27 protein-coding genes and 1 tRNA gene are annotated in these 24269 nt (G+C 59.3%); 17 read left to right on the forward strand and 11 right to left on the reverse strand.

Going from position 1 to position 24269, the window contains the following annotated elements:
- Positions 1–105: 105 nt before the first annotated feature.
- Complete coding sequence (locus C8265_RS01440; protein ID WP_108482499.1) at positions 106–528, reverse strand: CoA-binding protein; 423 nt, start codon at positions 526–528, stop codon at positions 106–108.
- 217 nt (positions 529–745) lie between these two features.
- Complete coding sequence (gene rlmB, locus C8265_RS01445) at positions 746–1525, reverse strand: 23S rRNA (guanosine(2251)-2'-O)-methyltransferase RlmB (RefSeq protein ID WP_108482186.1); 780 nt, start codon at positions 1523–1525, stop codon at positions 746–748.
- 145 nt (positions 1526–1670) lie between these two features.
- Here rlmB and C8265_RS19355 point away from each other — a divergent pair.
- Positions 1671–1754, forward strand: a tRNA-Tyr gene (locus tag C8265_RS19355).
- Positions 1755–2208: 454 nt separating this feature from the next.
- Positions 2209–2640, forward strand: coding sequence for a tail fiber domain-containing protein (locus C8265_RS01450; RefSeq protein WP_164512228.1), 432 nt, complete (start codon positions 2209–2211; stop codon positions 2638–2640).
- 69 nt (positions 2641–2709) lie between these two features.
- Here C8265_RS01450 and lon read toward each other — a convergent pair whose 3' ends face one another.
- The 3 genes from lon to tgt all read right to left on the reverse strand — a co-directional run bounded on the left by lon (position 2710) and on the right by tgt (position 6877).
- Entirely contained in the window at positions 2710–5121 is a 2412-nt protein-coding gene (gene lon, locus C8265_RS01455) for an endopeptidase La (RefSeq protein ID WP_108482187.1), read from the reverse strand.
- 257 nt (positions 5122–5378) lie between these two features.
- Positions 5379–5750, reverse strand: a complete 372-nt coding sequence (locus tag C8265_RS01460) for a hypothetical protein (RefSeq protein ID WP_108482188.1) — start codon at positions 5748–5750, stop codon at positions 5379–5381.
- Positions 5747–6877, reverse strand: coding sequence for a tRNA guanosine(34) transglycosylase Tgt (gene tgt, locus C8265_RS01465; RefSeq protein WP_108482189.1), 1131 nt, complete (start codon positions 6875–6877; stop codon positions 5747–5749). The genes C8265_RS01460 and tgt overlap by 4 nt, the downstream gene beginning before the upstream one ends.
- Before the next feature lie 67 nt (positions 6878–6944).
- Between tgt and C8265_RS01470 the strand changes: the two genes are divergently transcribed.
- From C8265_RS01470 to C8265_RS01485, 4 genes are all read left to right on the forward strand, one after another.
- Positions 6945–8315 (forward strand): putative ATP-dependent zinc protease, encoded by a 1371-nt coding sequence (locus tag C8265_RS01470; protein WP_108482501.1) that lies wholly within the window; start codon positions 6945–6947, stop codon positions 8313–8315.
- Between the two features lie 26 nt (positions 8316–8341).
- On the forward strand, positions 8342–9994 hold the full coding sequence (locus C8265_RS01475) for a mechanosensitive ion channel family protein (RefSeq protein ID WP_164512229.1): 1653 nt from the start codon (positions 8342–8344) through the stop codon (positions 9992–9994).
- A 69-nt stretch (positions 9995–10063) separates the two neighbouring features.
- Complete coding sequence (locus C8265_RS01480) at positions 10064–10429, forward strand: SUF system Fe-S cluster assembly protein (RefSeq protein ID WP_108482191.1); 366 nt, start codon at positions 10064–10066, stop codon at positions 10427–10429.
- A gap of 151 nt (positions 10430–10580) precedes the next feature.
- Positions 10581–10961 carry a HesB/IscA family protein gene (locus C8265_RS01485; protein ID WP_108482192.1) on the forward strand — a complete coding sequence of 127 codons (381 nt, stop codon included), beginning with the start codon at positions 10581–10583 and terminating at the stop codon, positions 10959–10961.
- Here the strand turns inward: C8265_RS01485 and pssA are convergent.
- Positions 10958–11692 carry a CDP-diacylglycerol--serine O-phosphatidyltransferase gene (gene pssA / locus C8265_RS01490; protein ID WP_108482193.1) on the reverse strand — a complete coding sequence of 245 codons (735 nt, stop codon included), beginning with the start codon at positions 11690–11692 and terminating at the stop codon, positions 10958–10960. The genes C8265_RS01485 and pssA overlap by 4 nt on opposite strands.
- A 3-nt stretch (positions 11693–11695) precedes the next feature.
- Positions 11696–12388, reverse strand: coding sequence for a phosphatidylserine decarboxylase (locus C8265_RS01495; protein WP_108482194.1), 693 nt, complete (start codon positions 12386–12388; stop codon positions 11696–11698).
- Positions 12389–12527: 139 nt separating this feature from the next.
- On the opposite strand from C8265_RS01495, the gene tpiA reads away from it, so the two are divergent.
- Positions 12528–13280: a triose-phosphate isomerase gene (tpiA, locus tag C8265_RS01500; protein ID WP_108482195.1), complete on the forward strand. Its 753-nt coding sequence runs from the start codon at positions 12528–12530 to the stop codon at positions 13278–13280.
- Here tpiA and C8265_RS01505 read toward each other — a convergent pair.
- Positions 13277–14428, reverse strand: coding sequence for an FAD-dependent monooxygenase (locus tag C8265_RS01505; RefSeq protein ID WP_164512230.1), 1152 nt, complete (start codon positions 14426–14428; stop codon positions 13277–13279). The two genes, tpiA and C8265_RS01505, sit on opposite strands and share 4 nt — an antisense overlap.
- Before the next feature lie 75 nt (positions 14429–14503).
- Positions 14504–14926, reverse strand: a complete 423-nt coding sequence (gene dksA, locus C8265_RS01510; RefSeq protein ID WP_108482196.1) for an RNA polymerase-binding protein DksA — start codon at positions 14924–14926, stop codon at positions 14504–14506.
- 169 nt (positions 14927–15095) lie between these two features.
- Here dksA and C8265_RS01515 point away from each other — a divergent pair, with 169 nt between their 5' ends.
- From C8265_RS01515 to C8265_RS01555, 10 genes are all read left to right on the forward strand, one after another.
- On the forward strand, positions 15096–15935 hold the full coding sequence (locus C8265_RS01515) for an AAA family ATPase (protein ID WP_108482197.1): 840 nt from the start codon (positions 15096–15098) through the stop codon (positions 15933–15935).
- 79 nt (positions 15936–16014) lie between these two features.
- Positions 16015–16914 (forward strand): AEC family transporter, encoded by a 900-nt coding sequence (locus C8265_RS01520; RefSeq protein ID WP_108482503.1) that lies wholly within the window; start codon positions 16015–16017, stop codon positions 16912–16914.
- Positions 16911–17354: a GNAT family N-acetyltransferase gene (locus tag C8265_RS01525; protein WP_108482198.1), complete on the forward strand. Its 444-nt coding sequence runs from the start codon at positions 16911–16913 to the stop codon at positions 17352–17354. Before C8265_RS01520 ends, C8265_RS01525 begins: the two co-directional genes overlap by 4 nt.
- Positions 17351–18733, forward strand: a complete 1383-nt coding sequence (locus C8265_RS01530) for a DUF2927 domain-containing protein (RefSeq protein ID WP_108482199.1) — start codon at positions 17351–17353, stop codon at positions 18731–18733. The genes C8265_RS01525 and C8265_RS01530 overlap by 4 nt, the downstream gene beginning before the upstream one ends.
- A complete protein-coding gene (locus tag C8265_RS19360) occupies positions 18730–18897 on the forward strand; it encodes a hypothetical protein (protein ID WP_164512231.1) in 168 nt (55 codons plus the stop codon). The genes C8265_RS01530 and C8265_RS19360 overlap by 4 nt, the downstream gene beginning before the upstream one ends.
- Positions 18897–20084, forward strand: a complete 1188-nt coding sequence (locus C8265_RS01535) for a vWA domain-containing protein (protein WP_108482200.1) — start codon at positions 18897–18899, stop codon at positions 20082–20084. The genes C8265_RS19360 and C8265_RS01535 overlap by 1 nt, the downstream gene beginning before the upstream one ends.
- Before the next feature lie 117 nt (positions 20085–20201).
- Positions 20202–20567 carry a hypothetical protein gene (locus tag C8265_RS01540; protein WP_108482201.1) on the forward strand — a complete coding sequence of 122 codons (366 nt, stop codon included), beginning with the start codon at positions 20202–20204 and terminating at the stop codon, positions 20565–20567.
- Complete coding sequence (locus C8265_RS01545; protein WP_108482202.1) at positions 20564–21151, forward strand: DedA family protein; 588 nt, start codon at positions 20564–20566, stop codon at positions 21149–21151. The genes C8265_RS01540 and C8265_RS01545 overlap by 4 nt, the downstream gene beginning before the upstream one ends.
- Before the next feature lie 72 nt (positions 21152–21223).
- The gene (locus C8265_RS01550; protein ID WP_108482203.1) at positions 21224–21730 is read left to right on the forward strand and encodes a DUF6653 family protein; all 507 of its coding nucleotides are present in this window, start codon (positions 21224–21226) and stop codon (positions 21728–21730) included.
- A 43-nt stretch (positions 21731–21773) separates the two neighbouring features.
- A complete protein-coding gene (locus tag C8265_RS01555; RefSeq protein ID WP_108482204.1) occupies positions 21774–22454 on the forward strand; it encodes a M48 family metallopeptidase in 681 nt (226 codons plus the stop codon).
- Positions 22455–22498: 44 nt separating this feature from the next.
- Here C8265_RS01555 and C8265_RS01560 read toward each other — a convergent pair whose 3' ends face one another.
- Both C8265_RS01560 and C8265_RS01565 read right to left on the reverse strand, forming a co-directional pair.
- A complete protein-coding gene (locus C8265_RS01560; protein WP_108482205.1) occupies positions 22499–23035 on the reverse strand; it encodes an RSP_2648 family PIN domain-containing protein in 537 nt (178 codons plus the stop codon).
- Positions 23032–24234: an RSP_2647 family RNA methyltransferase gene (locus C8265_RS01565; protein ID WP_108482206.1), complete on the reverse strand. Its 1203-nt coding sequence runs from the start codon at positions 24232–24234 to the stop codon at positions 23032–23034. Before C8265_RS01565 ends, C8265_RS01560 begins: the two co-directional genes overlap by 4 nt.
- Between the last annotated feature and the right edge of the window lie 35 nt (positions 24235–24269).

Raw genomic sequence — 24269 nt, forward strand, 5'->3', positions numbered from 1 at the left:
TTGGGGATGAGGCTGGAACAACCTAGCCTGCTAAGAACCAGCCAAAATAGGCCCCCTGTTTCACGTATCAACGCCGATCCGTTCGCATCCGGCGTGGGCCGTGAATCAAGCTCCGAACAAGCGCCGATATTCGATTTTCGGGCAGAGATTTTCGATAACCGTCACGCCGCGCGCCCGGGCACGCGCCGCGGCTTCGTCATGATGCACACCGATCTGCATCCAAATCACATCCAGCGTGGGAAACCGCGCCAAAGCAGATTCAACGATGTCTGGCACATATTCTGAGCGACGAAATATATCAATCATATCAATATTATCCGGCAAATCACTGATCTGCCCCACAACGGTTTCGCCAAACAATTGTGCGCCCGCATGGCCCGGGTTGACGGGATATACCCTGTACCCCTTGTCGATCAGGTATTGTGAAACATCATGACTGGGCCGCACGGGTTTCATCGACGCGCCGACGCAGGCAATTGTTTTCACCCGTTTAAATACGTCACGCAAAAGATCATCGGATGGGGTCATGCGAAACCTTTCCAAAAAAAACGCCCGAAGCATGGCCCGGGCGTGAGTTCGGAACGAGGGACAGTAAAGGGCAACACAGCTGTTCCGATTCCGTGTGCTAAACCTGATATGGGGGCCACTTTGTTTGACGAAAGACCCAATCTCGAATTTGTGATCGCAGGTCTGCGCGACAGCATGATTCACCCCATTCGGTAGCCTTGGTAAATTCCCGCCCCGTTCAGGCCTGGCGCGTGGCGTATAACGCAACAGCGGCGGCATTTGACACATTCAGTGATCCAAACGCACCGGCCGAGGCAATCCGCACAACGTGATCACAGGTTTCGCGGGTTTTTTCGCGCATTCCGGGCCCTTCTGCGCCAACAACCAAGGCAATCGGGCGATCCGCAAGGCTGGGCAGGAGATCGCTCAACTCACCCTCACCCGTCCCATCAAGACCGATCAAGGTATATCCCATGGCGCGCAAACGCTCCATCCCGTCAGACAGATTGGTGATGCGCAGATAAGGTTGCCGCTCCAATGCGCCAGATGCAGTTTTGGCAAGTGCGCCGGTTTCTGGCGCAGAATGGCGACTGGGTGCAATGACCGCGCAGGCGCCAAACACCTCTGCACTGCGCAATACCGCGCCCACATTATGCGGATCACTCACCCGATCCAATAGTACAACGATCGGGCGGCGTCCGTCGGGGGCGATACAGCGCTCTTCGATGCTGCCCCAGTGCAGCGGCTTGACTTCAAGCGCGGCACCCTGATGCACCGATCCGGGGTCCAGCGGCGCGGTGAATTTGCGCGGGTCCACCACCTCGGGCTCCATCCCCGATTCCGTTACTGCATCGCCCAACCGGTCAAGCGCGTTGCGCGTCACCACCAGGCGCAACCGATCGCGCGCCGGGTTCAACAACGCATCACGCACCGCATGCAGGCCAAACAGCCACACGGTTTCTGCCGCAGCGGCCCGTTTGCCGCGCTCTTTATCCACCACCCACTTTGGTTTTTTCATGGCTCGCCCGCTTTTTCTATGTCGTATCCGAGTATCCCTAATTATTGTTTAATACCAGAGCACCATATCAAAGCATTTTCCTGCTTGACGCTGAAAACCAGCACAGCTATCCACCACCACGTTGAGACGGTTCACCGGCTCATGTGGGCGACAGGCCGCAAGGTGTGGCAGGGGACTGTAACTCCCTCGCGGAGACGCACGCCAGGTTCGATTCCTGGGTCGCCCACCATAAGCACGAATTAGCGCTTAATGGTGATCTGCCCCCCGAGTTTTCCCCATTCATGATGAGTTTGCAGGTTTGAGTTAGCGCGTCGCGTGCGTGGCCCTCAGATTGCTCAAGCACTCGCACGACTGCCCGGCAGGGGGTTGCGAGAGGGGGCACAGAGCCTCGCGGCAGCGATCGTCAGTCGCTTCCATAATGCGCAACCGTTGCGATGCCCAAACGGGTCGGACCAGAAGTCCCGCGATTCCCCAGTATAGAAACGATACAGCTACCTTTGGTTCAAGATGATTGCCTTGCGCTATAGTTTTTGGATTAAACTAACTCAATCCAACCGACCGGCCCGGGGCGCTGAAGCTGCCGATTGCGCTCCGGTCACCACCATAACGCCGACATAAATTGACAGATGTCGCGATGACGGCCTAACGTTTCTGGACATGTGTCAATCTGGGAGGAACGATCAATGAAATACCTGTCACACGCACTGCTTGTCTATGTCATGATCGGGGCAACCGCCGTCACTGCCGGCGGTCTGGCGCCCGCGGTTATGGAGCCTGCTATCGTAATTGAGGAAACAGCCTCATCTTCGGGCGGTATCGTCATTCCGCTTCTTCTGTTGGCGCTTGTGGTCGCTGTGGCCAGTGGGTCAAGCGGCGGCGGTGGCGGCGCCGCATTGAGCGATGCTCGGCTCAAAACCGACATCGTGCGCGTGGGCAGCACGGTGCACGGCCTGCCCCTTTACCAATTCGGTTATCGCGGCGGAAGCGGGCGTTTTGAGGGCGTGATGGCCCAAGATGTGGCCCGTGTCATGCCCGACGCCATTATCGCGATGCCTGCAGGATACATGGCGGTCGATTACGCAAAGCTGGGTCTGAAAATGCGGCGCATCGACTGAACCTAACGGCGCAGTCAGACCTTGGCAGGTGCGCGCCCAAAGGCGCGCACCGTTCGTTCAGTCCGATCTTCAGTGAGCTGTTGCGCCCGGGCCTTCGCCCTTGCGCTCCATCGCGGTTTTCAGCGCGGCGGCCTCTTCTGCGGCCTCGTCCCATTCGATCGGTTCGGGCTTGCGCACCAGCGCATGCTCCAACACTTCCGAGACATGGCTGACAGGAATAATCGTCAACCGCTCTTTCACATTGTCAGGAATCTCGGCAAGATCCTTGGCGTTTTCCTGTGGGATCAATACCGTCGTGATGCCGCCACGCAGCGCCGCCAGCAGTTTCTCTTTCAAACCGCCAATCGGCATGGCATTGCCACGCAAACTGACCTCACCGGTCATGGCAATATCCTTGCGCACCGGAATCCGGGTCAGAACCGACACGATACTGGTGACCATGGCCAAACCGGCGCTTGGCCCGTCTTTCGGCGTCGCCCCGTCGGGCACGTGGACGTGGATATCCAACGTGTCAAACTTGGGCGGTTTCACCCCAATCTGTGGCGCGATCGAGCGAACATAGCTGGACGCGGCGTCGATGGATTCCTTCATCACATCGCCCAGTTTCCCGGTCGTTTTCATCCGCCCCTTACCCGGCAGGCGCAACGCCTCGATGGACAGCAATTCGCCACCCACACTGGTCCAGGCCAGTCCGGTCACGACACCGATCTGATCTTCGGCTTCGGCCAGACCATAGCGGTATTTTTTCACGCCCAGATAATCGCCCAGATTTTCCGGTGTGATCACCACTTTGGTTTCGGCCTTGCGCACGATCTTGGTCACCGCCTTGCGGCACAGTTTCGCGATTTCACGCTCAAGGTTCCGCACACCGGCCTCGCGGGTATAGGTGCGGATGATTTCCAGCAACGCGTCGTCCTGCAGTTCAAACTCACCCTTTTTCAGACCGTGATTCTTGATCTGTTTGGCGATCAGATGCTGCTTGGCGATCTCGGATTTTTCATCCTCGGTATAGCCTGACAGCGGAATGATCTCCATCCGGTCCAAAAGCGGGCCTGGCATGTTGTACGAGTTTGCCGTGGTCAGAAACATCACATCCGACAAATCATATTCCACCTCAAGATAGTGGTCGATGAACGTCGCGTTTTGTTCCGGATCCAGCACTTCCAACATTGCACTGGCCGGATCGCCGCGAAAATCCTGACCCATCTTGTCAATTTCATCGAGCAGGATGAGGGGGTTGGTGGTTTTCGCCTTTTTCAACGCCTGAATGATCTTACCGGGCATCGACCCGATATAGGTGCGCCGGTGGCCGCGAATTTCCGATTCGTCACGTACACCGCCCAGAGAAATGCGGATGAATTCACGCCCGGTAGCCTTGGCCACGGATTTACCAAGGCTGGTTTTACCCACACCCGGAGGGCCGACCAGACACATGATCGGGCCTTTCAATTTCTTGCTGCGCTGTTGCACGGCCAGATATTCAACGATGCGTTCTTTCACCTTTTCCAATGAATAGTGATCATCATCCAGCACCTGTTGGGCGCGGGTCAGATCCTTTTTCACGCGGCTGCGCACGCCCCATGGAATGGACAGCATCCAATCGAGATAGTTGCGTACCACGGTCGCCTCGGCCGACATCGGCGACATGTTTTTCAGCTTTTTGATCTCGGCATCGGCCTTTTCGCGGGCTTCCTTGCTCAGCTTTGTGGCCTCGATCCGCGCTTCCAGTTCGGCGACTTCGTTCTGGCCTTCTTCGCCATCGCCCAGCTCTTTCTGAATGGCTTTCATTTGCTCATTCAGGTAATATTCGCGCTGGGTACGCTCCATCTGCGATTTGACGCGCGTCTTGATCTTGCGCTCAACCTGAAGCACCGACATTTCGCCCTGCATCAAGCCGAAAATCTTCTCCAACCGTTCGGCCACGACCAGCGTTTCCAAAAGCTCCTGCTTTTGGTTCACTTCAACGCCCAGATGCCCGGCCACAAGATCGGCCAGCTTTTCAGGCTCGCGCGTGTCGGACACGGCCGAAAGCGCCTCTTCGGGGATATTTTTCTTAACCTTGGCGTACCGCTCGAATTCTTCGGACACGGAACGCACAAGTGCCTCAACCGTGTCTTCATCGCCCATGGTTTCTTCCAAAACCTCGGCATGTGCCTCAAAAAACCGATCGTTTTCAACGTATTCGGTGATGCGCACTCGCGAACGGCCTTCGACCAGCACTTTCACGGTGCCATCGGGCAGTTTCAAAAGCTGCAGCACATTGGCCAGAACGCCAAATTCATAAATGCTGTCGGAGGTCGGATCATCGACCGCCGGGTCGATTTGCGATGACAGCAGGATTTGTTTGTCATCCGCCATCACTTCTTCGAGGGCGCGCACGGATTTGTCGCGCCCGACAAACAGCGGGACGATCATATGGGGGAACACCACGATGTCGCGCAAGGGCAACACGGGATAGGATTGGCTGAGTTGCTCGGTCATTCTTTTTCCTTTGTTGGCAAATCGCCCTTGTCCCGCTTTGCGGCAACATGGGGCGACTCCGGTCATGATGGAATAGGTGGGGTGCCTGCCCCCCCGCGTCAACCATGGCCTGTTCTTACTTGCTCACTTCATAGTGTGCCTGTGCCGCTGTGGCGGGGCAAGATGTACTTGGACGTTATTCTGTTGTGAAGGTTGATGTGGCGTTAATTTCGCCGCCGACCAGGGGGAAAAACCCGTTCATTTGTCCGCGAATGTGGCTAGCGGGGCAAAAACCGCAATGCAAGCGTGTCAACGATCAGGGCAAGTGTGCTCAGCGCCACATTGAGCAGCAACAATTGCAACAGCCCTGATTGCGTCACCCGGCCCTGTTCAAACGCCAAAACCGCGCCTGTTTTCACGGTGATTTGCGCCATATCGGCAATGCTAAGGGCCAGCGCCACAGGCATCGCGGTAAAGATCAGCGCAAACACCACCACCCGCCATTGCCCGGCGCGCAAGGCACAGACATGGGCAGACACCATCGCGCCGCTCAGAACCATGCCATTGATTACGGTGCCGAAAATCGTACCGCTAATCGCCGCCACAACAACGATCACGGCGATCAGAGGCAGGAAAATGCCGTGCCTCACAATGGCTCGATATCGCCTTGGGCGCGGGTGGTGTGAAATTCGGTTTCCCAGACGTCAAAGGTGCCTGTGGCAATGGCGTTGCGCATTCCGTCCATGATATCCTGAAAATAGGTCAGATTATGCCAAGTCAGCAACATGCCCGAAATCATCTCTTGCGCGCGAAATACATGGTGCAGATAGGCACGCGAATAATTGCGGCAGGCGGGGCACCGACAATGTTCATCCAACGGGCGCGGATCATCCTGATGGCGGGCATTCTTGATGTTGACCACACCGGTGCGGGTAAACACCTGACCGGTTCGCCCCGAACGGGACGGCAGCACGCAATCCATCATGTCGATTCCACGCTTCACCGCGCCGACAATATCATCAGGCTTGCCCACCCCCATCAAATAGCGGGGTTTATCCTTTGGTAACATGTCGGGGGCATAATCGAGACATGCAAACATCGCCTCTTGCCCCTCTCCCACCGCCAAACCGCCCACGGCATACCCGTCAAAACCGATATCGGTCAGGGCCTGTGCGCTTTCCTGGCGTAAATCCTGCTCTAACCCGCCTTGTTGAATGCCAAACAATGCGTGGCCCGGCCGATCGCCAAAGGCATCGCGCGACCGCGACGCCCAGCGCATCGAAAGGCGCATCGATTCAGCAATTCGCGCCCGATCTGCGGGAAGCGCCGGGCATTCATCGAAACACATCACGATATCACTGCCCAACAGACGTTGAATTTCCATGCTGCGCTCGGGCGTCAATTCGTGCTTTGATCCGTCGATGTGGGATTTGAACGTGACCCCGTGTTCCGACATCTTGCGCAGGCCAGCAAGGCTCATCACCTGAAACCCGCCTGAATCGGTCAATATCGGGCGGTCCCAGTTCATGAACCGGTGCAACCCGCCCAACCGGTCAATCCGTTCCGCGCTGGGACGCAGCATCAAATGATAGGTATTGCCCAGCAAAATGTCGGCGCCGGTTTCACGCACTGATTCCGGCATCATCGCCTTGACCGTGGCCGCCGTGCCCACGGGCATGAACGCAGGCGTGCGAATATCGCCGCGGGGCGTTGAAATCACCCCTGTGCGCGCCGCGCCATCTGTGCCATTCACCTTAAACGTTATGCGATCTGTCATCTGCCCGGCCCTTTTTCCTGCGCCCCTTCTGGCGCAAACCGGCCCCCACGCGCAAGGAGGTTTGCCCATGTCCGACACCCCGCTGACCCTGGGATGGGAGGAATGGTGCGCCCTGCCCAACCTGAATCTGCCCGCGCTGAAGGTAAAGGTAGACACCGGCGCGCGCACATCGGCGCTGCATGCGTTTGATATTGAACCGGGCGGCACGGCTGACGCGCCGTGGGTGAAATTTGCCGTGCATCCAATTCCGGGGCGGCACGATCTGGTGGTGCGTTGCACCGCGCCCATCCATGACCGGCGCGAAGTCACGTCAAGCAACGGTGAAACCGAATACCGCTATGTCATCCTGTCTGACATCACCATCGGGCCTAAAACCTGGCCGGTTGAGCTGACCCTGACTGACCGGGGCGCGATGGCCTATCGCATGTTGTTGGGACGACAGGCGTTGGGCGATCATGCGGTGGTCAGCCCCGGCCAAAGCTTTTGCCAACCCCAGCTCAGTTATGCCTGTTATCCGGCGGCGCGGCGCACAACGCCGGTTCCCGACCGCCCCCTGTCAATCGCGATCCTCAGCCGCGATGGCACCGGCTACACCTCGCGGTGCCTGCTCGACGAGGCCCGCGAACGGGGCCACAAGGCCGAAATCATCGATACCATGCGCTGTTACATGGCGATGAATGCCCTCGCCCCCGAGGTGCATCTGGGCGGCGCACCCCTGCCCCGCTATGATGCGATCATCCCCCATATTGCCGCCGGTTCCACCCCTTATGGCGCGGCCCTGGTGCGGCAGTTTGAAACCATCGGCACCCATTGTCTGAACAGTTCCGATGCGATCATCGCCAGCCGTGATTCGATGCATATGCATCAATTGCTGGCCCGCGCCCATATTGCGATTCCCGCCACCGCCTTTGCCGCCTCACCGCGCGATTCCGAATATCTGATCCCGCTGGTCGGTCAGGCCCCGGTGGCGCTGAAACTGCTTGATCCCACAACCCCGACCGGCATGATCAAGGCCGACAGCCCCGCCGCTGCCGGTTCGGTCATCCGCGCATTTCGCGGGTTGAAAGCCAATCTTCTGGTGCAGGAGTTTCAGCATCAAACCCGCGGCGATATCAAATGTCTGGTGCTGGGCGGTAAACTGATCGCGGCGCTGGCTCGCAAAACCGCCAATGCCGATACCCACACCCAGCCCGTCAAACCCACCAAAGCCGAACGCCTGTTGGCGCAAAAAGCCGCCCGCGCGCTAAAGCTGACCTTGGCCAGCGTCGATATCCTGCGCACGGTCGATGGGCCAAAGGTGTTATCACTCTCGGCCACTCCGGGGTTGTCGCGTTTTGAAACGGCCAGCGGCACCAATATCGCCGGGCTGATCCTTGATCATCTTGAATCGCGCCTGCGCCCCACCCCGAAGCCAAGGAAAAAGCGCAAGGAACCGTGACGCGCCCTCGACCGTTAGGCGGTATGATGTCAGACGCCATTCGCCGCTTTGTTGTGCTGTGCCTTGCCACGCTTTGTTTTGCCCTGCCCGGCTGGTCCGACACGCACGTTTTCGAAATCGAAACCCTGAATCCCGGCCTGCCCGCGCCGGGCGATACGGTTGATTTGCGCACCCCCCATGGCGCCATGGCCACGCTGATCGACAATGTCGAAGAGGGCCGATTGATATCGGCGGCGCACGCGCTGGATCTCAGCGATCTTGCGCCACAGATACAGGCCGAAAAAGGCCCCGAATTGGCAAGAATGCTGGTGTCGGTGTTTGAGCGGCGGGTGATCATCCCATGGGGTGATCTGCTTCAGCGCCCTGATGGGTTGGATGCCAATGCCGCGCAACAAAATGTCACCGCAGGCGAGCCGCGCCGCGCGCTGCTGCTTGCAACGGTCGATGGCCCCAAACGGGCCGCCGCAATCCGACTGGAGCGGGTAAGCGATGGCACCACAGACCCTGTATGGCTGATTTCACGCGAAACAGTCGCACAAATCCCAGCTCTTTATGCCCTGCACGGGCCCAGCGCGTTTGAGGAAATGCTGCCCGATTGGCTGAAACAGCGGTCGGTTTTCGGGTTGTATGTGTGGGAATTGGTCGCCCTGCCCCTGATGATATTTGCGGCCTATGTCGTGGGACGGGGGATTTATCTGCTGTTTCGCGTCCTGTCGCGCCGCGCCGATGGTTGGTGGAGCACACTGGCCCTCAGCGCCCTGCGCTGGCCCGGTCTGATCGCGGCGGTGACCACCGTATTCCTGTTGGCCACGAAATACCTGTTCGTCTTTTCGGGGGGCATCACCACGATACTGTTGCCGCTTATCGTGATCGGATATGTCACGGCCGCCTTGATGTTTGGCCTGCAATTGATTGATGCAACCCTGCGACAAATGGTCAGTTTCGACATGACCGATCTGTCCGACCACGGGCGTACCAGTTCACGCTCGCTCGCCACCGCGCTCACTGCTGCACGGCGATTGATCGTAGTCATCGCATTGGTGATTGCGGTCGGTTTCATCCTGTCTTCCGCGCGGCTTTATAACTCGCTTGGCGTGTCTCTTTTGGCCTCGGCGGGGGCGATCACACTGATCCTTGGTTTTGCCGCGCGCTCGGTTCTGGGGAATATGCTGGCATCTTTGCAAATCGCAATCAACCGGTCGGCCCGGATCGGCGATCAGATCGAATATGATGGCGTCTGGGCCACGGTCGAGCGGATTCATTTCACTTTTGTTCAGCTCAAGGTGTGGAATGGCGACCGCCTTGTTGTTCCGGTGGAACATTTCGTGTCGGATAATTTCGTGAATTACACGCTGGAAAACACTGAACAGATCCGCACCGTCAAAATGACATTGGCACAAACCGCCGATCTTGACGCCATGCGCGACCGGTTTCACCAGATCGTCGCAGAGGAAGAATGTGTGTATGATCAGGATGCGGCGCAAATGCTGGTATATTCTCAGGATGCTTTTGGTCAGGTGGTGCGCTTTCAATTTCCCACCACCAATCCCAATGATGGATGGGAGGCAGAATGTCGCATCCGCGAGGCATTGATGAAAGCCGCGCAGGAATTGCATGGTGCGAACGACCGCGCGATGCTGCCTCGTGGCGGATTGGATGATATGTCAGACCCCGCCTGACCCAACACGCCCTTTACGGCCCGCCCCTCAATCCTTATATGTTTAGTCAACCTTTAAGCCGAGGAAGCCATGACCGCTGAAACAAGCCCCCCCCTCGAAGGCACGCCTTTGATCAAGCCTTCCAGCACCGATCACCCGCTGTATGAACAGGTCGTAGAAGCCTGCCGCAGTGTTTATGACCCGGAAATCCCGGTTAATATCTATGATTTGGGCCTGATCTATACCATTGATATTTCGGCTGAAAACGAAGTTTCGGTATTGATGAGCCTCACCGCACCCGGCTGTCCTGTGGCCGGTGAAATGCCCGGCTGGGTGGCTGATTCCATCGAACCGTTGCCCGGTGTCAAAACCGTCGATGTGCAACTGGTCTGGGAGCCGCCTTGGGGCATGGACATGATGAGCGATGAGGCCCGACTCGAACTTGGCTTCATGTAAGCTGTTTGCATCGCGACTGGATAACAAAAGGGGTGGGTCGCGGGCCCGCCTCTTTTTTTTGTGAAAAATCTCGGCAGTACGGGCATGGCACCGCCCTTGAGCCGCAGGTGCAAAGGCACTACCTTATGAAAAGACCCTGAAAGGACATATCATGTTCGGCATTCCCGGCAAACAAGCAGTTACAATCACCCCGACCGCCCAACGCCAGATCGCCAAACTCATGGCGCGCGATGGCCACCAGGGCTTGCGCATCGGGGTGAAAAAGGGCGGATGTGCGGGCATGGAATACACCATGGATTACGTCACCGAAGTAAACCCGATGGACGAGGTGGTAGAGGTTGACGGCGCCCGCGTCATGATTGCCCCGATGGCGCAGATGTTCCTGTTTGGCACTGAAATCGACTATCAGACCTCTCTGTTGGAGTCCGGTTTCAAATTCCGCAATCCCAACGTCACCGACGCCTGTGGATGTGGTGAATCGATCAAATTCAAAGACGTCAGCGAGTTGGAATCAGAGCAGAGCGCCGACTAAGTCAGGCGCCGCGCCTTGGCGTGGCTGATCGGGATCGTGGCCATGTAAATCAGGCTGCACACCACCAGGGTCAACCAAGTATAGGTCAGCAGTGCGGCGATAAAGAACACGAATCCGATCATGAAATACCGCACGCGCCGACGCTCGATCGTGGTGCTTTTGCCCGAAAATGTCGGGATGCGGCTGATCATCAACAGCCCGACAATCACCACCCAGGCGCAGATGGCCAGAAATTCAAATGCACTGTCCGGCATCCATCCGCTCAGGAACGAATAATAAACCGGCAGCAAAACCAGAACCGCACCCGCCGGGGCCGGCACGCCGGTAAAGAAATCCTTGGGCGCTTCGGGTTCGCCTGCCCGGGCATCGACGTTGAACCGCGCAAGGCGGGTCACACAACACACCGAAAACAGCAACATCGCGATCCAGGCTTCGTTGCGGATATCCTGCAAACCCCACAGATACACCAACAGCACCGGCGCCACGCCGAAGTTCACGAAATCCGCCAGCGAATCCAGCTCGGCACCGATTTCGCTTTCGCTTTTCAACAGGCGGGCAACCCGGCCATCCAGCCCATCCAGAATTCCGGCCAGCAGGATCAGCCGCACAGCGGTTTCAAAATTGCCCTGTATCCCAAACCGGATCGCGGTCAGCCCGGCGCAAATCGCCGCCAGGGTCAACAGATTGGGTAACAGTTGGGTCAGTTGCAATTCGGACTTGGGGTTGGTCATGGCTTATTCCAATCGTGCGCGGCGCGCGGGTTCGCTGCTGTGTAAATCGGCCAACACGGTTTCACCGGCAATGGTTCCTTGTCCGACCGATACCAATGGCGACACCCCTTCGGGCAGATATACATCAACGCGGCTGCCAAACCGGATCAGGCCAAACCGTTCACCCGTACGCAGCACGGTATCCTGTTCGACAAAACACAGGATTCGCCGCGCCACCAAACCGGCAATCTGCACCACTGCGACCTGCCGCCCGTCTTTCAGGGTCAACGCCAGTGACATCCGCTCATTATCGCTACTGGCCTTGTCCAGCGATGCGTTAAAGAATTTACCGGGGCGATAGGCCACAGCCGCCACCGTGCCGGCAATCGGCGCGCGGTTCACATGGCAGTTGAACACATTCATGAACACGCTGACGCGGGTCAGGGGCGTGTCGGCCATGCCCAATTCTGCCGGAGGAACCGCCGGTTCGATCAACGACACCACGCCATCCGCCGGGCTGATGATCAGCCCTTCGCGTTCGGGCACCGTGCGCGGTGGATCGCGAAAGAAATAGTAACACCACACCGTCGCGCCCACACCGATCCAGCCCAGAGGCTCCCACAGTAAAAACAGGGCCACGGTGATGGCGGCAAAGATTGCGACAAACCGGCGCCCTTCGGGGTGCATGGGTTTCACAAAGGTGGACATCATGTTCATCGGACTGCGTCTCGTTAGAAGTGTTCCCTGTCCTTTTGCAGAAATCGCGCGCAATCACAATGTGTCAGCGCGCGCCCCTTGGCCAAACCCGCCGTTCCACGTTACACCACAGTCAGACATTTGAAATGGGAGAAGACAGATGGCCAACCGCCGCAAACTTGCCGCTGGCAATTGGAAGATGAACGGAACCGCCGCCGCCCTATCCGAGGTTCAGGCGCTGTTGGCCGCCCACCCCGCGCCGGGCTGTGATGTGTTGTTGTGCCCGCCTGCCACGCTTGTGCACCGTATGGCCGAGGCGGCAAAAGGCGGCGCGCTGTCGGTTGGCGGGCAGGATTGCCATGCAGCCACATCCGGCGCCCATACCGGCGATATTGCTGCCGATATGTTGGCCGATGCCGGTGCAAGCCATGTGATTACGGGCCATTCGGAACGCCGCACCGATCACGGCGAAACCGATGAAATGGTGCGCGCCAAAACCCAGGCGGCCCATGATGCGGGGTTGATCGCCGTGGTATGCATCGGCGAAACGCTGGATCAACGCGAAGCGGGCGAAACCCTGGCCATTTGCGCCGCGCAACTGACCGGTTCGTTGCCCGATACCGCCAGTGCCGCCAACACCGTTGTCGCCTATGAACCCGTGTGGGCCATCGGCACCGGCAAGGTGCCGACCCTTGATCAGATCGGTGAGGTGCATGGGTTTCTGCGCGCCGAGCTTGAAAAACGCTTTGGCGATAACGGAACCAGTATGCGCCTGCTTTACGGCGGGTCGGTCAAGGCCGCGAATGCCGCCGAGATTTTCGCCGTGCCCGATGTGGATGGCGCATTGGTTGGCGGTGCCTCACTGAAAGCGGCAGATTTTTCCGGCATTATCAGCGCGTTGGAAAAAGCCTAGGCCGTGACATCGTGGCGATAAAGCCAATCGAACTTGCGCACCATGGCCGACGGTGCCACCCGGTCCAACATCCGCAACGCGGTGTGGGCCGGGCCCACCTGCCACCACTTTGACAGGTGATAATTGCGCGCATTGTCATTGGCCGCCGCAATCGCACGCGCGACCCGGGCGCGGCGCTTTTCCTGATACATCGGCAAGGCTTGATCCACCGGACGCTGCGCCAGACAATCGGCCAGAACCCAGGCATCCTCCAACGCCAGATTCGCCCCCTGCGCCATGAACGGCAGGGTCGGATGCGCCGCATCGCCCAACAATGCCACCTGCCCCCGGTGCCAGGTTTCGGCAACCCGGTGGCGGAACAACCCCCACAGATGCACCTGATCGACCAACGCCAGATCGCGTTGAACCCCATCGCAAAACCCGGCAAACGCCGCGCGAAACTGCGCCGGATCCGCCGGGCTGTGCCACGTTTCCTCGGCCCATTCGGCGCGTTCCTCAACCCCCACCAGATTGATCACACCGCGCCCCGCCAAGGGATAGCGCACCAGATGCCGCCCCGGCCCCACATAAACCCGTGCCTCGGGCGCGCCTTCCGTGCCGGGAATCAACGCCCGCCAGGCCACCTGGCCGGTAAAAAACGGCGTGGCCACCCCATCAATCACAGGCCGCACCACCGACCGCACCCCATCAGCCGCCACCAACAGTGGCACCGTCTCCCCCGTGCCATCGGCAAAATCCAACCGCGCGCCGCTGCTCTCCAGGTTCACCGCCGCCACCCGCCGCCCGGTTTCCACCGTTACACCGGCGGCGCGCGCGCCTTCGGCCAAAATATCGATCATGTCGGCGCGATGCACGAATCGAAACGCGCCGGGATCCATCGCCATGCGAATCAACCGCGCGCCATTTTGCCCCTGGCGCAATTCCACCGCCCCGTTGCCGGTTGATCGGGCCAAAAACGCCGGCTCCAACCCCAAAGCGCGCAGCACAGCCAAGCCATTGGCGCTGATCTGAATGCCGGCGCCGACCTCTTGCAATGCCGGGGCCTGTTCCAACACCCGCACCCGCGCGCCGCGTTGTGCCAGCGCACAGGCACAGGCCAACCCACCGATACCACCCCCCAGCACGGTTACATCCATATTCGCAATCATCGCACCACACCCGTCAGACAAAAACACCGGGGCGTTGCCACCCCGGTGCCTGTTGATGTTTACCGTTTCATCATCTCAATCGTCGCGATGCACCTTTTCGCGCCGCTCATGGCGCTCTTGCGCCTCAAGGGTCATGACCGCAATCGGGCGCGCATCCAGCCGCTTTAGCGAAATAGGCTCTCCCGTTGCTTCGCAATAGCCATATTCGCCCTCTTCAACCCGGCGCAGCGCGGCGTCGATCTTGGCGACCAATTTGCGCTGCCGGTCGCGCGTGCGCAATTCCAGCGCGCGATCGGTTTCTTCGCTGGCGCGATCGGCCACATCGGGAATATTTCGCGTGCCGTCCTGCAATCCCTGAACCGTGCTTTTGCTGTCGTCCATAAGGTCGGCTTTCCACGCCAACAATTTGCGGCGGAAATACGCGACCTGACGGTCGTTCATGAACGGCTCGTCCTCGGCCGGACGATAATCGTCAGGCAATAAGGCATCTACCTTCATTGTCTCTCCCATTTCTGAACAAGAGGCCCGTCTTGTGGTATCTGCTTCCATAATGTGCCTCCCTTGGCGGTGGAATATCGCAACCCCAACCTGTTGTCACTAGGCATTGATAAGGCCATTGTGCATTGTGATTGCCCAACAGTCTGGGCTGACAGAGGTTTGGAATTCCATGAAATTTACCGGCACTGATGCCTATATCGCCACCGAGGATCTGACCATCGCGGTGAACGCCGCCGTGACATTGCAACGCCCGCTTTTGGTAAAGGGCGAACCGGGCACCGGCAAAACCGAACTGGCCCGACAGGTGGCCAGTGCGCTGGGCATGGAGATGTTCGAGTGGCACGTCAAATCCACCACCCGCGCGCAACAGGGGCTGTATGAATACGACGCCGTCAGCCGGTTGCGCGACAGCCAGCTGGGCGATGACCGGGTGCATGACGTGGGCAATTACATCCGCAAGGGCAAGTTATGGCAGGCGTTTGCCGCCGAAGAACGGGTCGTGCTGCTGATTGATGAGGTCGACAAGGCCGATATCGAATTTCCCAATGATCTGTTGCAGGAATTGGATCGGATGGAGTTTCACGTTTACGAAACCGGAGAAACGATTATCGCCAAGCACCGCCCGGTGGTGATCATCACTTCGAACAACGAAAAAGAACTGCCCGATGCCTTTCTGCGCCGGTGCTTTTTCCACTATATCCGCTTTCCCGATCCCGAAACGCTGAAACACATCATCCGCGTGCATCACCCCGATATCAAAGAGGCGCTGCTCACCACCGCGCTGTCACAGTTCTTTGATATTCGTGAAACTCCGGGGCTAAAGAAGAAACCCTCAACATCCGAAGTGCTGGATTGGCTGAAATTGCTTCTGGCCGAGGATTTAACGCCCGAAGATCTGAAACGCAAAGGTGCCGATTCCCTACCGAAACTGCATGGGGCCTTATTGAAAAACGAACAGGATGTGCAACTGTTTGAACGCCTTGCCTTCATGACCCGGGGTCAGAGGTAATGCAAACAGGGCGCGGATGGGGGGCGGGCCGCTGGCCTGCACCGCAGGCCGGCCGGGGTGCCCACCATACAGCGCACATATGATTCACGTTCTCACCCACAATATCCTGCCGGTGTTTGCCATGCTTGCCCTTGGGTTTGTCATGGGGCGCACCGGCACGGCCACCGCGACCGAGGCGCGCGCGATCAATCGGATCGCGTTTCTGGTGCTGCAACCGCCGCTGATTTTTCTGCTGATGATCGGGCTTGATCTGAACGGGTTCGATATCGGCGCACTGGCGCTTTACGGCGGTTCTCAGGTGGTGGTGTTTACCGCCGCCTATCTGATCGCGCGCCATTTGTTGCACCGTGAACATCTGGAATCCTGGCTGTTGGGCATGACGGTGATCTTCATCAACTCGCTGCTCTATATATGGCCGATCACCCTCTTGATCTATGGTCAGGATGCCGCCCTGCCGGTCACCGCGATCGTGGCCTGGGATTCGGCAATCACCTTCAGCTTTTTCATTATCACCACCCAGGCCATGGCAGGGCGCGTGCCGCCGGTGCAAACCCTGATCCGGATCGCGCGCAATCCTGTCATTCTGGCCATCATTGCCGGACTTACCATCAACCTTACCGCATTTCAGACCCCCGAACCCATCCTGACCGCCGCGCGCTTTGCTTCGGTGGCCACGGCCCCCCTGACGCTGTTTGCCCTTGGCGTCATCCTGTCGGGCCACCTGTTGACGCCCAGCCCCACAGTGGTGACCTTTACGGCGCTGAAACTGGTTGCCTTTCCGGTGATCATCTTGTTGGGCATGGCAACCCTGTTGCCCGGCAATCCGTGGCAACATCTGTTCACTTTGACAGCCGCCGGCCCATCGGGTGCCATGGCGTTCTCGTTGGCCATGCTTTACGGTGTGCGCACCGATGCCATTGCCCCTGTCATTATCTGGACATCCACATTGTCACTGTTTTCCCTGGCGTATCTTGCATGACCTTAATCATTCGCCCCCTCACTGCCGATGATCGCCCCGATTGGGAGCGTTTGTGGACCGCCTATCTGGCCCATTACGATACCACCCTGCCGGATCAGGTGATCGATACCACCTTTGGCCGTTTGATCGGAGGTAAACCGCATGATTACAATGGCTTGCTGGCCGTACTTGATGGAAAACCCGTGGGGCTGAGTCATTATCTGTTTCACCGTCACGGCTGGAAAACCGAAAACGTCTGTTACTTGCAAGATCTCTACGCCGATCCCGCTGTGCGTGGCACCGGGGTCGGGCGCGCCCTGATACAGGCGGTGTATGACCGCGCCGATGCGGCCGGTGCGCCTTCGGTTTATTGGCTGACGCAAGAGTTCAACACCCAGGCGCGCAAATTGTATGATCGGATTGGAACACTGACACCCTTCATAAAGTACGCGCGCCCATGATCCATCGCTTCGCCCTTGCGCTGGCGCTGTCAGCTATGGCTGCCTGTGCGCCCCAGCCCGTTATCGACCGCGCTGAAACATCGATCAGCACACTGCCGCCGATGAAGATGTTCGCAAGCCCGACAGTCACCCGGCCCACCCGGTCAAACGCGTCAATTGCCGCTGATTTCCTGGATCTGTCGTTCCTGCTGGAATCGGGCCGCCCGCTGCCCGTGTTCACCCGGTTCGAAGGCCCGATCACAATTCGCGTGCGTGGCGCGACACCGCCTTCGATGTTGCCCGATCTTGACCGCCTGATCACCCGGTTTCGCCGCGAGGCCGGTATCGACATCCGCCGCGTCACCCCGTCAAGCCCGGCATCGATCACGGTTGAAACAATTCCGCGCGCCGAATTGCAACGCGCCGTGCCGCAGGCCGCGTGTTTCGTCGTGCCCCGCGTGACCGGTTGGGCCGATTTCAAACGCAACCGCCGCAGCGCCGTCACCGATTGGAAAACCCTGAGAGTGCGCGAAAAAATGGCGATCTTCATTCCCAACGATGTTGCGCCACAGGAAATTCGCGATTGCCTGCACGAAGAAGTGGCACAGGCCCTTGGCCCCCTTAACGATATGTATCATCTCACCGATTCCGTGTTCAACGACGATAACTTTCACACCGTCCTCACCGGGTTCGACATGCTGATCCTGCGCACCACCTATGCGCGCGAATTGCACTCCGGCATGGACCGCGCCACCGTCGCCGCGCGCCTGCCCGGCATTCTGCGCCGCCTGAACCCGGCGGGCGCAAACCGCGCCACCCCTTCCCGCCCGCCAACCAGCCGCGCCTGGATCGACACCATCGAACAGGCCCTCGGCCCGCGCGCCGGCCTGTCACAACGCCACGCCGCCGCAAAACGCGCCGTAACCCTGGCCCGTGCGGCCAACTGGAACGACAATCGCCTGGCGTTTTCCCTGTTTGCATTGGGCCGCCTGTCGCTGGGGCGTGATCCTGAATTGGCGCTTGCCTCGTTCCTGCAGGCGGGCGCAATTTACGGGGCCGACCCCGATACACAAGTTCACGCCGCCCATATCGCCATGCAATTGGCCGCCTTCGCCCTCTCCTCGGGTCAGGCAGGTGCCGCCCTTGAAATCGTTGATCGCTATGTTGTTGCGGTCACGCGCGCCGAAAATGCCGCCCTGCTGGCAACCCTGCTGATGGTCAAGGCCGAAGCACAGGATCTGCTGGGCCAAACCGGCCCGGCGGCAACCACGCGCCGTGACAGTCTGGGTTGGGCGCGCTATGGCTTTGGCCCCGATGCCGAGGTACGCAAGCGCGCATCAGAAATCACCGCCCTCAATCCGCGCCGCCGGGCCGGGGCCACCACCGGAGATGCCATATGATCATCGTTATACTGACGGCGCTGGGTGTCGCCATTGGTGCATATCTCGCCCACAAACGCGGCGGCACCCGGCTTGATATTGCCCATCACGCTGGCACACTGGCAATCATGGGTGCCGTCCTGGGCATTCTCATCACCATCCTTTTGGCGCGGTTGATGCAGTAATGTTTCTGCCATTCTTCGATCAGTTGCGCAAAAACCGCGTGCCGGTCAGCCTGCGGGAATTTCTTGCGTTTCTCGAAGGGTTGAAAGCGGGCCTTGCCACCTATGACGCTCAGGCGTTCTATTATCTGGCGCGCTGCATCCTGGTGAAAGACGAACGCCACATCGACCGTTTCGATCGCGCCTTCGCCACCAGCTTTGCAGGCCTCGACACCATCACCGATGAACAGGTGATGAACGCCATCGATCTGCCCGAAGATTGGCTGCGCAAAATGGCAGAAAAGCATCTGTCAGACGCCGAAAAGGCCGAAATCAATGCCTTGGGCGGCTTTGATAAACTGATGGAAACCCTCAAAAAACGGCTCAAAGAACAAAAAGGTCGCCACCAGGGCGGCAACAAATGGGTCGGCACGGCGGGCACGTCGCCCTTTGGCGCCTACGGCTACAACCCCGAAGGCGTGCGCATCGGTCAGGATGAATCGCGCCACCAACGCGCGGTCAAGGTTTGGGACAAACGCGAATTTCGCAATCTCGACGATTCCGTCGAACTGGGCACCCGCAATATCAAGGTGGCGCTGAAACGCCTGCGCAAATGGGCCCGGGATGGTGCGCACGAAGAACTGGATCTTGACCAAACCATCCGCGCCACCGCCGAACAAGGCTGGCTTGATGTCAAAACCCGCCCCGAACGACGCAATGCGGTCAAAGTGCTGCTGTTTCTCGATGTCGGCGGCTCGATGGACCCGCATATCAAGGTTGTCGAAGAACTGTTCAGCGCCGCACGATCCGAATTCAAACATCTCGAACATTTCTACTTCCACAACTGCCTCTACGAGGGCGTGTGGCGCGACAACGCCCGCCGCTGGAATGCGCAAATCCCAACCCACGACGTGCTGCGCACCTATGGCCCCGACTGGAAATGCATTTTCGTCGGCGATGCGTCGATGTCGCCCTATGAACTGCTTTATCCCGGCGGTGCCAACGAACACATGAACCCTGAATCCGGACAAACCTGGCTCGAACGCGCGCGCGATCATTGGCCCGATCACCTGTGGATCAATCCGGTGCCAGAACGCTATTGGCCCTATACCCAAACCATCGAAATGATTGCCCAAATCTTTGGCGCCGACCGTATGGTCCCGATGACGCTGGAGGGGCTGACAAAAGGCACGCGCAGCCTGACGCGCTGATCCATTTCTGTTTTTGAAATATCCCGGGGGTCCGGGGGCTGGCCCCCGCCACACCGCCAGATCGGAAAGCCAACAGATGCCGCTTCAACCCGACCAAATCCCAATGCGCAGGCCCTCATGGGCCAATTGACAACCCGCCTGGCCCGGATCTGGCGCAGACGCCCGGTTGCCAGTCTTTTGTTCATCGTTGCTTTGGTTGTGACATTGGGCCTGACCACCCGATCTGTTCTGTTTGCCGTCTATTGGGCCGATCCTGCGCACCGCGATCAGGTCGTCGCGGGGTGGATGACACCGCGTTATATCGCCTATTCCTGGAAAATACCGCCTGCGGTGATCCAGGACGCATTGGGCGATACGCTGCTGCCCGGTCGCCGCCTGACCCTTGATGATCTGTCCGCTGAGCGCGGCGTGCCGGTCGGCGATCTGATTGCCCGGATCGAGGCCGCGATTGCCCGCCACCGCGCCGAGGCCCCCGATCCATGATCGAAACTCTGGCCGACCTGACAATCCACTACGGTGCCGTGTTGATTTTTTTCGCAACCTTCGCCAGCTGCCTCGCCATACCCGTGCCGACATCGCTGATCATGCTCAGTGCGGGCGCATTCGCCGCCGGGGGCGATCTGACGCTGTTTACCGTTGCCGCGTCGGCACTGGCAGGGGCGTTGGCTGGCGATCAAACCGGGTTTGCCCTGGGCCGCAGGTTTACCGGCATTCTTGACAGGGCAACCGGAAAAACCGCCAAAACCATCGAAAAGGCCCGGCGTTTTTCACAACAGCGCGGCGGCCTTGGTGTTTTCTTTAGCCGTTGGTTGTTCAGCCCCCTTGGCCCCTATGTCAATTACATCGCCGGAGCCACCGGCATGGTCTGGCCGCGGTTTTCGCTGTGGTCGCTGATGGGTGAAATCATCTGGGTGACGATTTATGTCGGCGCGGGATATCTGTTTGCCGATCAGATCGAAGGCGTGGCGACACTTTTGTCAAACGCCAGCGGTGCAGCGGCCGGATTGGCCATCACCGTGATCTTGGGCCTCTGGCTGTGGCGCCAAAGTGCGCCACGCCGGACATAGGTTGGTTTGGCCCCTTTATTTCCTGTGCTATCCGCGCCATACCACGATGAGAGACCACAGGAGAGTATTTCGATGGCCGTGATGGGCCGCCTCGCCGCGCATTTTGCCATGTCCGATCCCGTCTGGGACCGGCACGCGAACCCGTGGTCGGGTCTGACGCGGCTTCCGATCCTGCCACTGATGGCGCTGGCGATTTATGCGCGGGTCTGGATTGGCTGGGCCTGTCTGGTGCCGCTGGCGCTGTTGATCCTTTGGGCGTGGTACAACCCACGGGTTTTTGCGCCGCCCGCCCATACTCATCATTGGCTGAGCCGCGCGGTGATGGGCGAACGGGTGTGGTTGAATGACGGCACGGTTCCGATCCCGGCGCATCACAGCCGTGCGGCCAACTGGCTCAGCGTGCTGGCCGCTCTGGGGTTGGCCCCGCTGATCTGGGGGTTGTGGGTGTTGGACCCTTGGGCCGTGGCTTGTGGCTGTACGTTTACCATATTGGCCAAGCTGTGGTTTTTGGATCGGATGGTGTGGTTGTATCACGATATGGCCGCGCACCACCCCGAATACGCCGCCTGGCTGCGGTGATGCGCCGCTTGCCACGCCACGCGGGCGGCCCCATATTCATGGTATGATAAAATTTACCCCAATCCTTCTGGCGCTGATTTACGGCTATGTGATGTTTCGCTTTTCGGCTTGGCGCACCGCGCGCGAGCTGGATGAGAAATCCACGGAACTGGCCGATGTCACCCTGCGCAATCTGTGCGACCGGATGGCCGCGGCGCTGGATCTGAAGAGGATCAAGGTGCATATCTATGAGATTGCACCGGTGAACGGGCTGGCCGCGCCGGACGGGCGTATTTTTATCACCCGTGGGTTTTACGACCGTTACCGCGCCGGTGAGGTCACCGCCGAGGAAATCGCCAGTGTCATTGCCCATGAACTGGGCCACGTTGCCTTGGGCCATTCGCGCCGTCGGATGATTGATTTTTCCGGTCAGAACGCCCTGCGCACGGCGCTGGCCATGGTGCTGTCGCGTTTTTTACCGGGTATCGGTGTGTGGATCGCAGGCGCGGTCATGTCGATGTTGGCGGCGAAACTTTCGCGCGCCGATGAATACGAGGCGGATGCCTATGCCTCGGCGTTGTTGACGAAATCGGGCATTGGCACCGCGCCGCAAAAATCGCTTTTTACCAAGCTTGAGGCGCTGACCGGCGCACGCGGCGGTGCCGCCCCCGCGTGGTTGATGAGCCACCCCAAAACGGCCGAACGCATTGCCGCTATTGAAGCAAACGAGGCGAAATGGGGCTGACCGGGTTTGGGGCGCTGCCCCGGGATATTTTTAGAAACGGAAATTTACAGAAGTTTTGCCAGTCGCGGCAGGCGCGCGCGTTTCAAAAGCGGGCGCAGGGGCAGTGTTTCCCCTGACAGGGTTTGTGCCTTTTCGTGCACGCTGTTGATCACCTCGCGCACGGCGTCGGGGTTTTCCGCAAACAGGGCGCGTAACACTTGATCGGGGTCTTGGCGGCTTAACCCTTCTTCGGTCAGGGTGTGGCGCGGAAAATCCTTGGCGTTGAACGTCACGATCAGGTCGGCGTGGCCTGCGATGGCGGCGGCCAGTACATGCACGTCATTTTCATCGGGCAGATGCAGGCGCGCCAGATCTTTTTCGCGCGGCTGTACGCTGGCCTTGGGCCAATTGGCGCTGAGTAGTGCGATTTCACCGCGCGCCACGTCTTCGGCACCGGGGCCGAGTTTGATCGTGGCGCGGGCCCATTCCTCAAGGATGCGGGGCGACCAAAGCGGCTCAAACAGCCCTTTTGCCGCCACGCCCAGCAGGATTTCACGCAGCACTGTGGGAAACAGCACGCAGGCATCCAGCAGGATTTTCACCCGTTCAGTCGGTAAAACAGGGCCTTGAGATATCCGGTTTCGGCCAGTTGCGGCAATTGCGGATGATCCGCCCCGGCAAAGCCCGTGTGGATCAGTTGCGCAGAGCGCCCCGCCCGGCCAATGCCCGAATTGCACGCACCGCGAAACCGCGCCAGATCGGCGGCATGGGAACAGGAACACAGCACCAGATACCCGCCCGGCGCCACCAGAGCAGACGCCAGCCGCGCGACCCGTTCATAGGCCCGCACGCCCGCCTCCAACGCCTGTTTGTTCGGGGCAAAGGCGGGCGGATCACAGATCACCAGATCGAAGTGTTCGCCCTCTTGCGCCAGCTCTGCCATTACCTCAAAGGCATCGCCTTTGCGGGTGGCGAACCGGTCGCTCATCCCACCCTGCGCCGCGCCCTGTTCGGCCAATTCCAATGCGGGGGCCGAGCCGTCGACCGCAAGCGCCTGTGTTGCACCCGCCGCCAGTGCGGCCAGCGCAAAGCCACCGACATGGGAAAACACATCCAGCACCCGCGCCCCATCGGCAAGTCGGGCGGCAAAGGCGTGATTGGGCCGTTGATCGAAAAATAGGCCGGTCTTTTGCCCGCCCAGCACATCGGCCATATAGGTTGCGCCATTCATCGACACCGCGACCGGCCCGTCGATCTGGCCCGCGACCACGGCGGTTTCCTCATCCAACCCTTCCAGTGTGCGCGCCCGGCCTGTGGCGTTTTTCACAACAGCGGTCACGCCTGTCACTTCGACCAAGGCGGCGATCAACGCATCAAGGTGCAGTTCGGCCCAGGCGGCGTTTGGCTGAATAACCGCGGTGTCGCCAAACCGGTCGATCACGATCCCGGGCAACCCGTCAGCCTCGGCGTGGATCAGCCGGTAAAACGGTGTGTCAAACAGGCGCGTGCGCAGCGCCAGCGCGGTGCGGATGCGGGCGGCAAACCATGCGGTATCGATCACCGCCCCGGGATCACGATCCAACATGCGGGCGATGATTTTTGATGTCGGATTAACCGCAACAAGCCCCAGCGCGCGCCGCTCGCCATCTTCGAGCAGGGCAATCGTGCCGGGCGTCAGATTGCGGGTGCGTCGATCAACGACCAGTTCATTGGCAAACACCCAAGGGCTGCCGCGGCGCAACGGGCGCGCATCGGTTTTGGGCAAAAGGCGGATGGTGGGCAGAATGGATTCTTGTGTCATACCCTGCCCTACCCCGTTTGATCGCCACCGGAAAG

Source organism: Oceaniglobus ichthyenteri, assembly GCF_003057885.1.
In the GTDB taxonomy this organism is placed as follows: Bacteria; Pseudomonadota; Alphaproteobacteria; order Rhodobacterales; family Rhodobacteraceae; genus Oceaniglobus; species Oceaniglobus ichthyenteri.

Bases quoted from the DNA above. Each gene is read 5' to 3' on its own strand.
- C8265_RS01515 (WP_108482197.1), top strand. From the start codon at position 15,096: ATGAAATTTACCGGCACTGATGCCTATATCGCCACCGAGGATCTGACC.
- C8265_RS01440 (WP_108482499.1), bottom strand. From the start codon at position 528: ATGACCCCATCCGATGATCTTTTGCGTGACGTATTTAAACGGGTGAAA.
- C8265_RS01540 (WP_108482201.1), top strand. From the start codon at position 20,202: ATGGGCCAATTGACAACCCGCCTGGCCCGGATCTGGCGCAGACGCCCG.
- C8265_RS01480 (WP_108482191.1), top strand. From the start codon at position 10,064: ATGACCGCTGAAACAAGCCCCCCCCTCGAAGGCACGCCTTTGATCAAG.
- C8265_RS01550 (WP_108482203.1), top strand. From the start codon at position 21,224: ATGGCCGTGATGGGCCGCCTCGCCGCGCATTTTGCCATGTCCGATCCC.
- tpiA (WP_108482195.1), top strand. From the start codon at position 12,528: ATGGCCAACCGCCGCAAACTTGCCGCTGGCAATTGGAAGATGAACGGA.
- lon (WP_108482187.1), bottom strand. From the start codon at position 5,121: ATGACCGAGCAACTCAGCCAATCCTATCCCGTGTTGCCCTTGCGCGAC.
- C8265_RS01520 (WP_108482503.1), top strand. From the start codon at position 16,015: ATGATTCACGTTCTCACCCACAATATCCTGCCGGTGTTTGCCATGCTT.
- C8265_RS01545 (WP_108482202.1), top strand. From the start codon at position 20,564: ATGATCGAAACTCTGGCCGACCTGACAATCCACTACGGTGCCGTGTTG.
- rlmB (WP_108482186.1), bottom strand. From the start codon at position 1,525: ATGAAAAAACCAAAGTGGGTGGTGGATAAAGAGCGCGGCAAACGGGCC.
- C8265_RS01525 (WP_108482198.1), top strand. From the start codon at position 16,911: ATGACCTTAATCATTCGCCCCCTCACTGCCGATGATCGCCCCGATTGG.
- C8265_RS01475 (WP_164512229.1), top strand. From the start codon at position 8,342: ATGTCAGACGCCATTCGCCGCTTTGTTGTGCTGTGCCTTGCCACGCTT.
- C8265_RS01485 (WP_108482192.1), top strand. From the start codon at position 10,581: ATGTTCGGCATTCCCGGCAAACAAGCAGTTACAATCACCCCGACCGCC.
- C8265_RS01565 (WP_108482206.1), bottom strand. From the start codon at position 24,234: ATGACACAAGAATCCATTCTGCCCACCATCCGCCTTTTGCCCAAAACC.
- C8265_RS19360 (WP_164512231.1), top strand. From the start codon at position 18,730: ATGATCATCGTTATACTGACGGCGCTGGGTGTCGCCATTGGTGCATAT.
- C8265_RS01535 (WP_108482200.1), top strand. From the start codon at position 18,897: ATGTTTCTGCCATTCTTCGATCAGTTGCGCAAAAACCGCGTGCCGGTC.
- C8265_RS01470 (WP_108482501.1), top strand. From the start codon at position 6,945: ATGTCCGACACCCCGCTGACCCTGGGATGGGAGGAATGGTGCGCCCTG.
- dksA (WP_108482196.1), bottom strand. From the start codon at position 14,926: ATGAAGGTAGATGCCTTATTGCCTGACGATTATCGTCCGGCCGAGGAC.
- C8265_RS01450 (WP_164512228.1), top strand. From the start codon at position 2,209: ATGAAATACCTGTCACACGCACTGCTTGTCTATGTCATGATCGGGGCA.
- pssA (WP_108482193.1), bottom strand. From the start codon at position 11,692: ATGACCAACCCCAAGTCCGAATTGCAACTGACCCAACTGTTACCCAAT.
- C8265_RS01495 (WP_108482194.1), bottom strand. From the start codon at position 12,388: ATGAACATGATGTCCACCTTTGTGAAACCCATGCACCCCGAAGGGCGC.
- C8265_RS01505 (WP_164512230.1), bottom strand. From the start codon at position 14,428: ATGATTGCGAATATGGATGTAACCGTGCTGGGGGGTGGTATCGGTGGG.
- tgt (WP_108482189.1), bottom strand. From the start codon at position 6,877: ATGACAGATCGCATAACGTTTAAGGTGAATGGCACAGATGGCGCGGCG.
- C8265_RS01555 (WP_108482204.1), top strand. From the start codon at position 21,774: ATGATAAAATTTACCCCAATCCTTCTGGCGCTGATTTACGGCTATGTG.
- C8265_RS01530 (WP_108482199.1), top strand. From the start codon at position 17,351: ATGATCCATCGCTTCGCCCTTGCGCTGGCGCTGTCAGCTATGGCTGCC.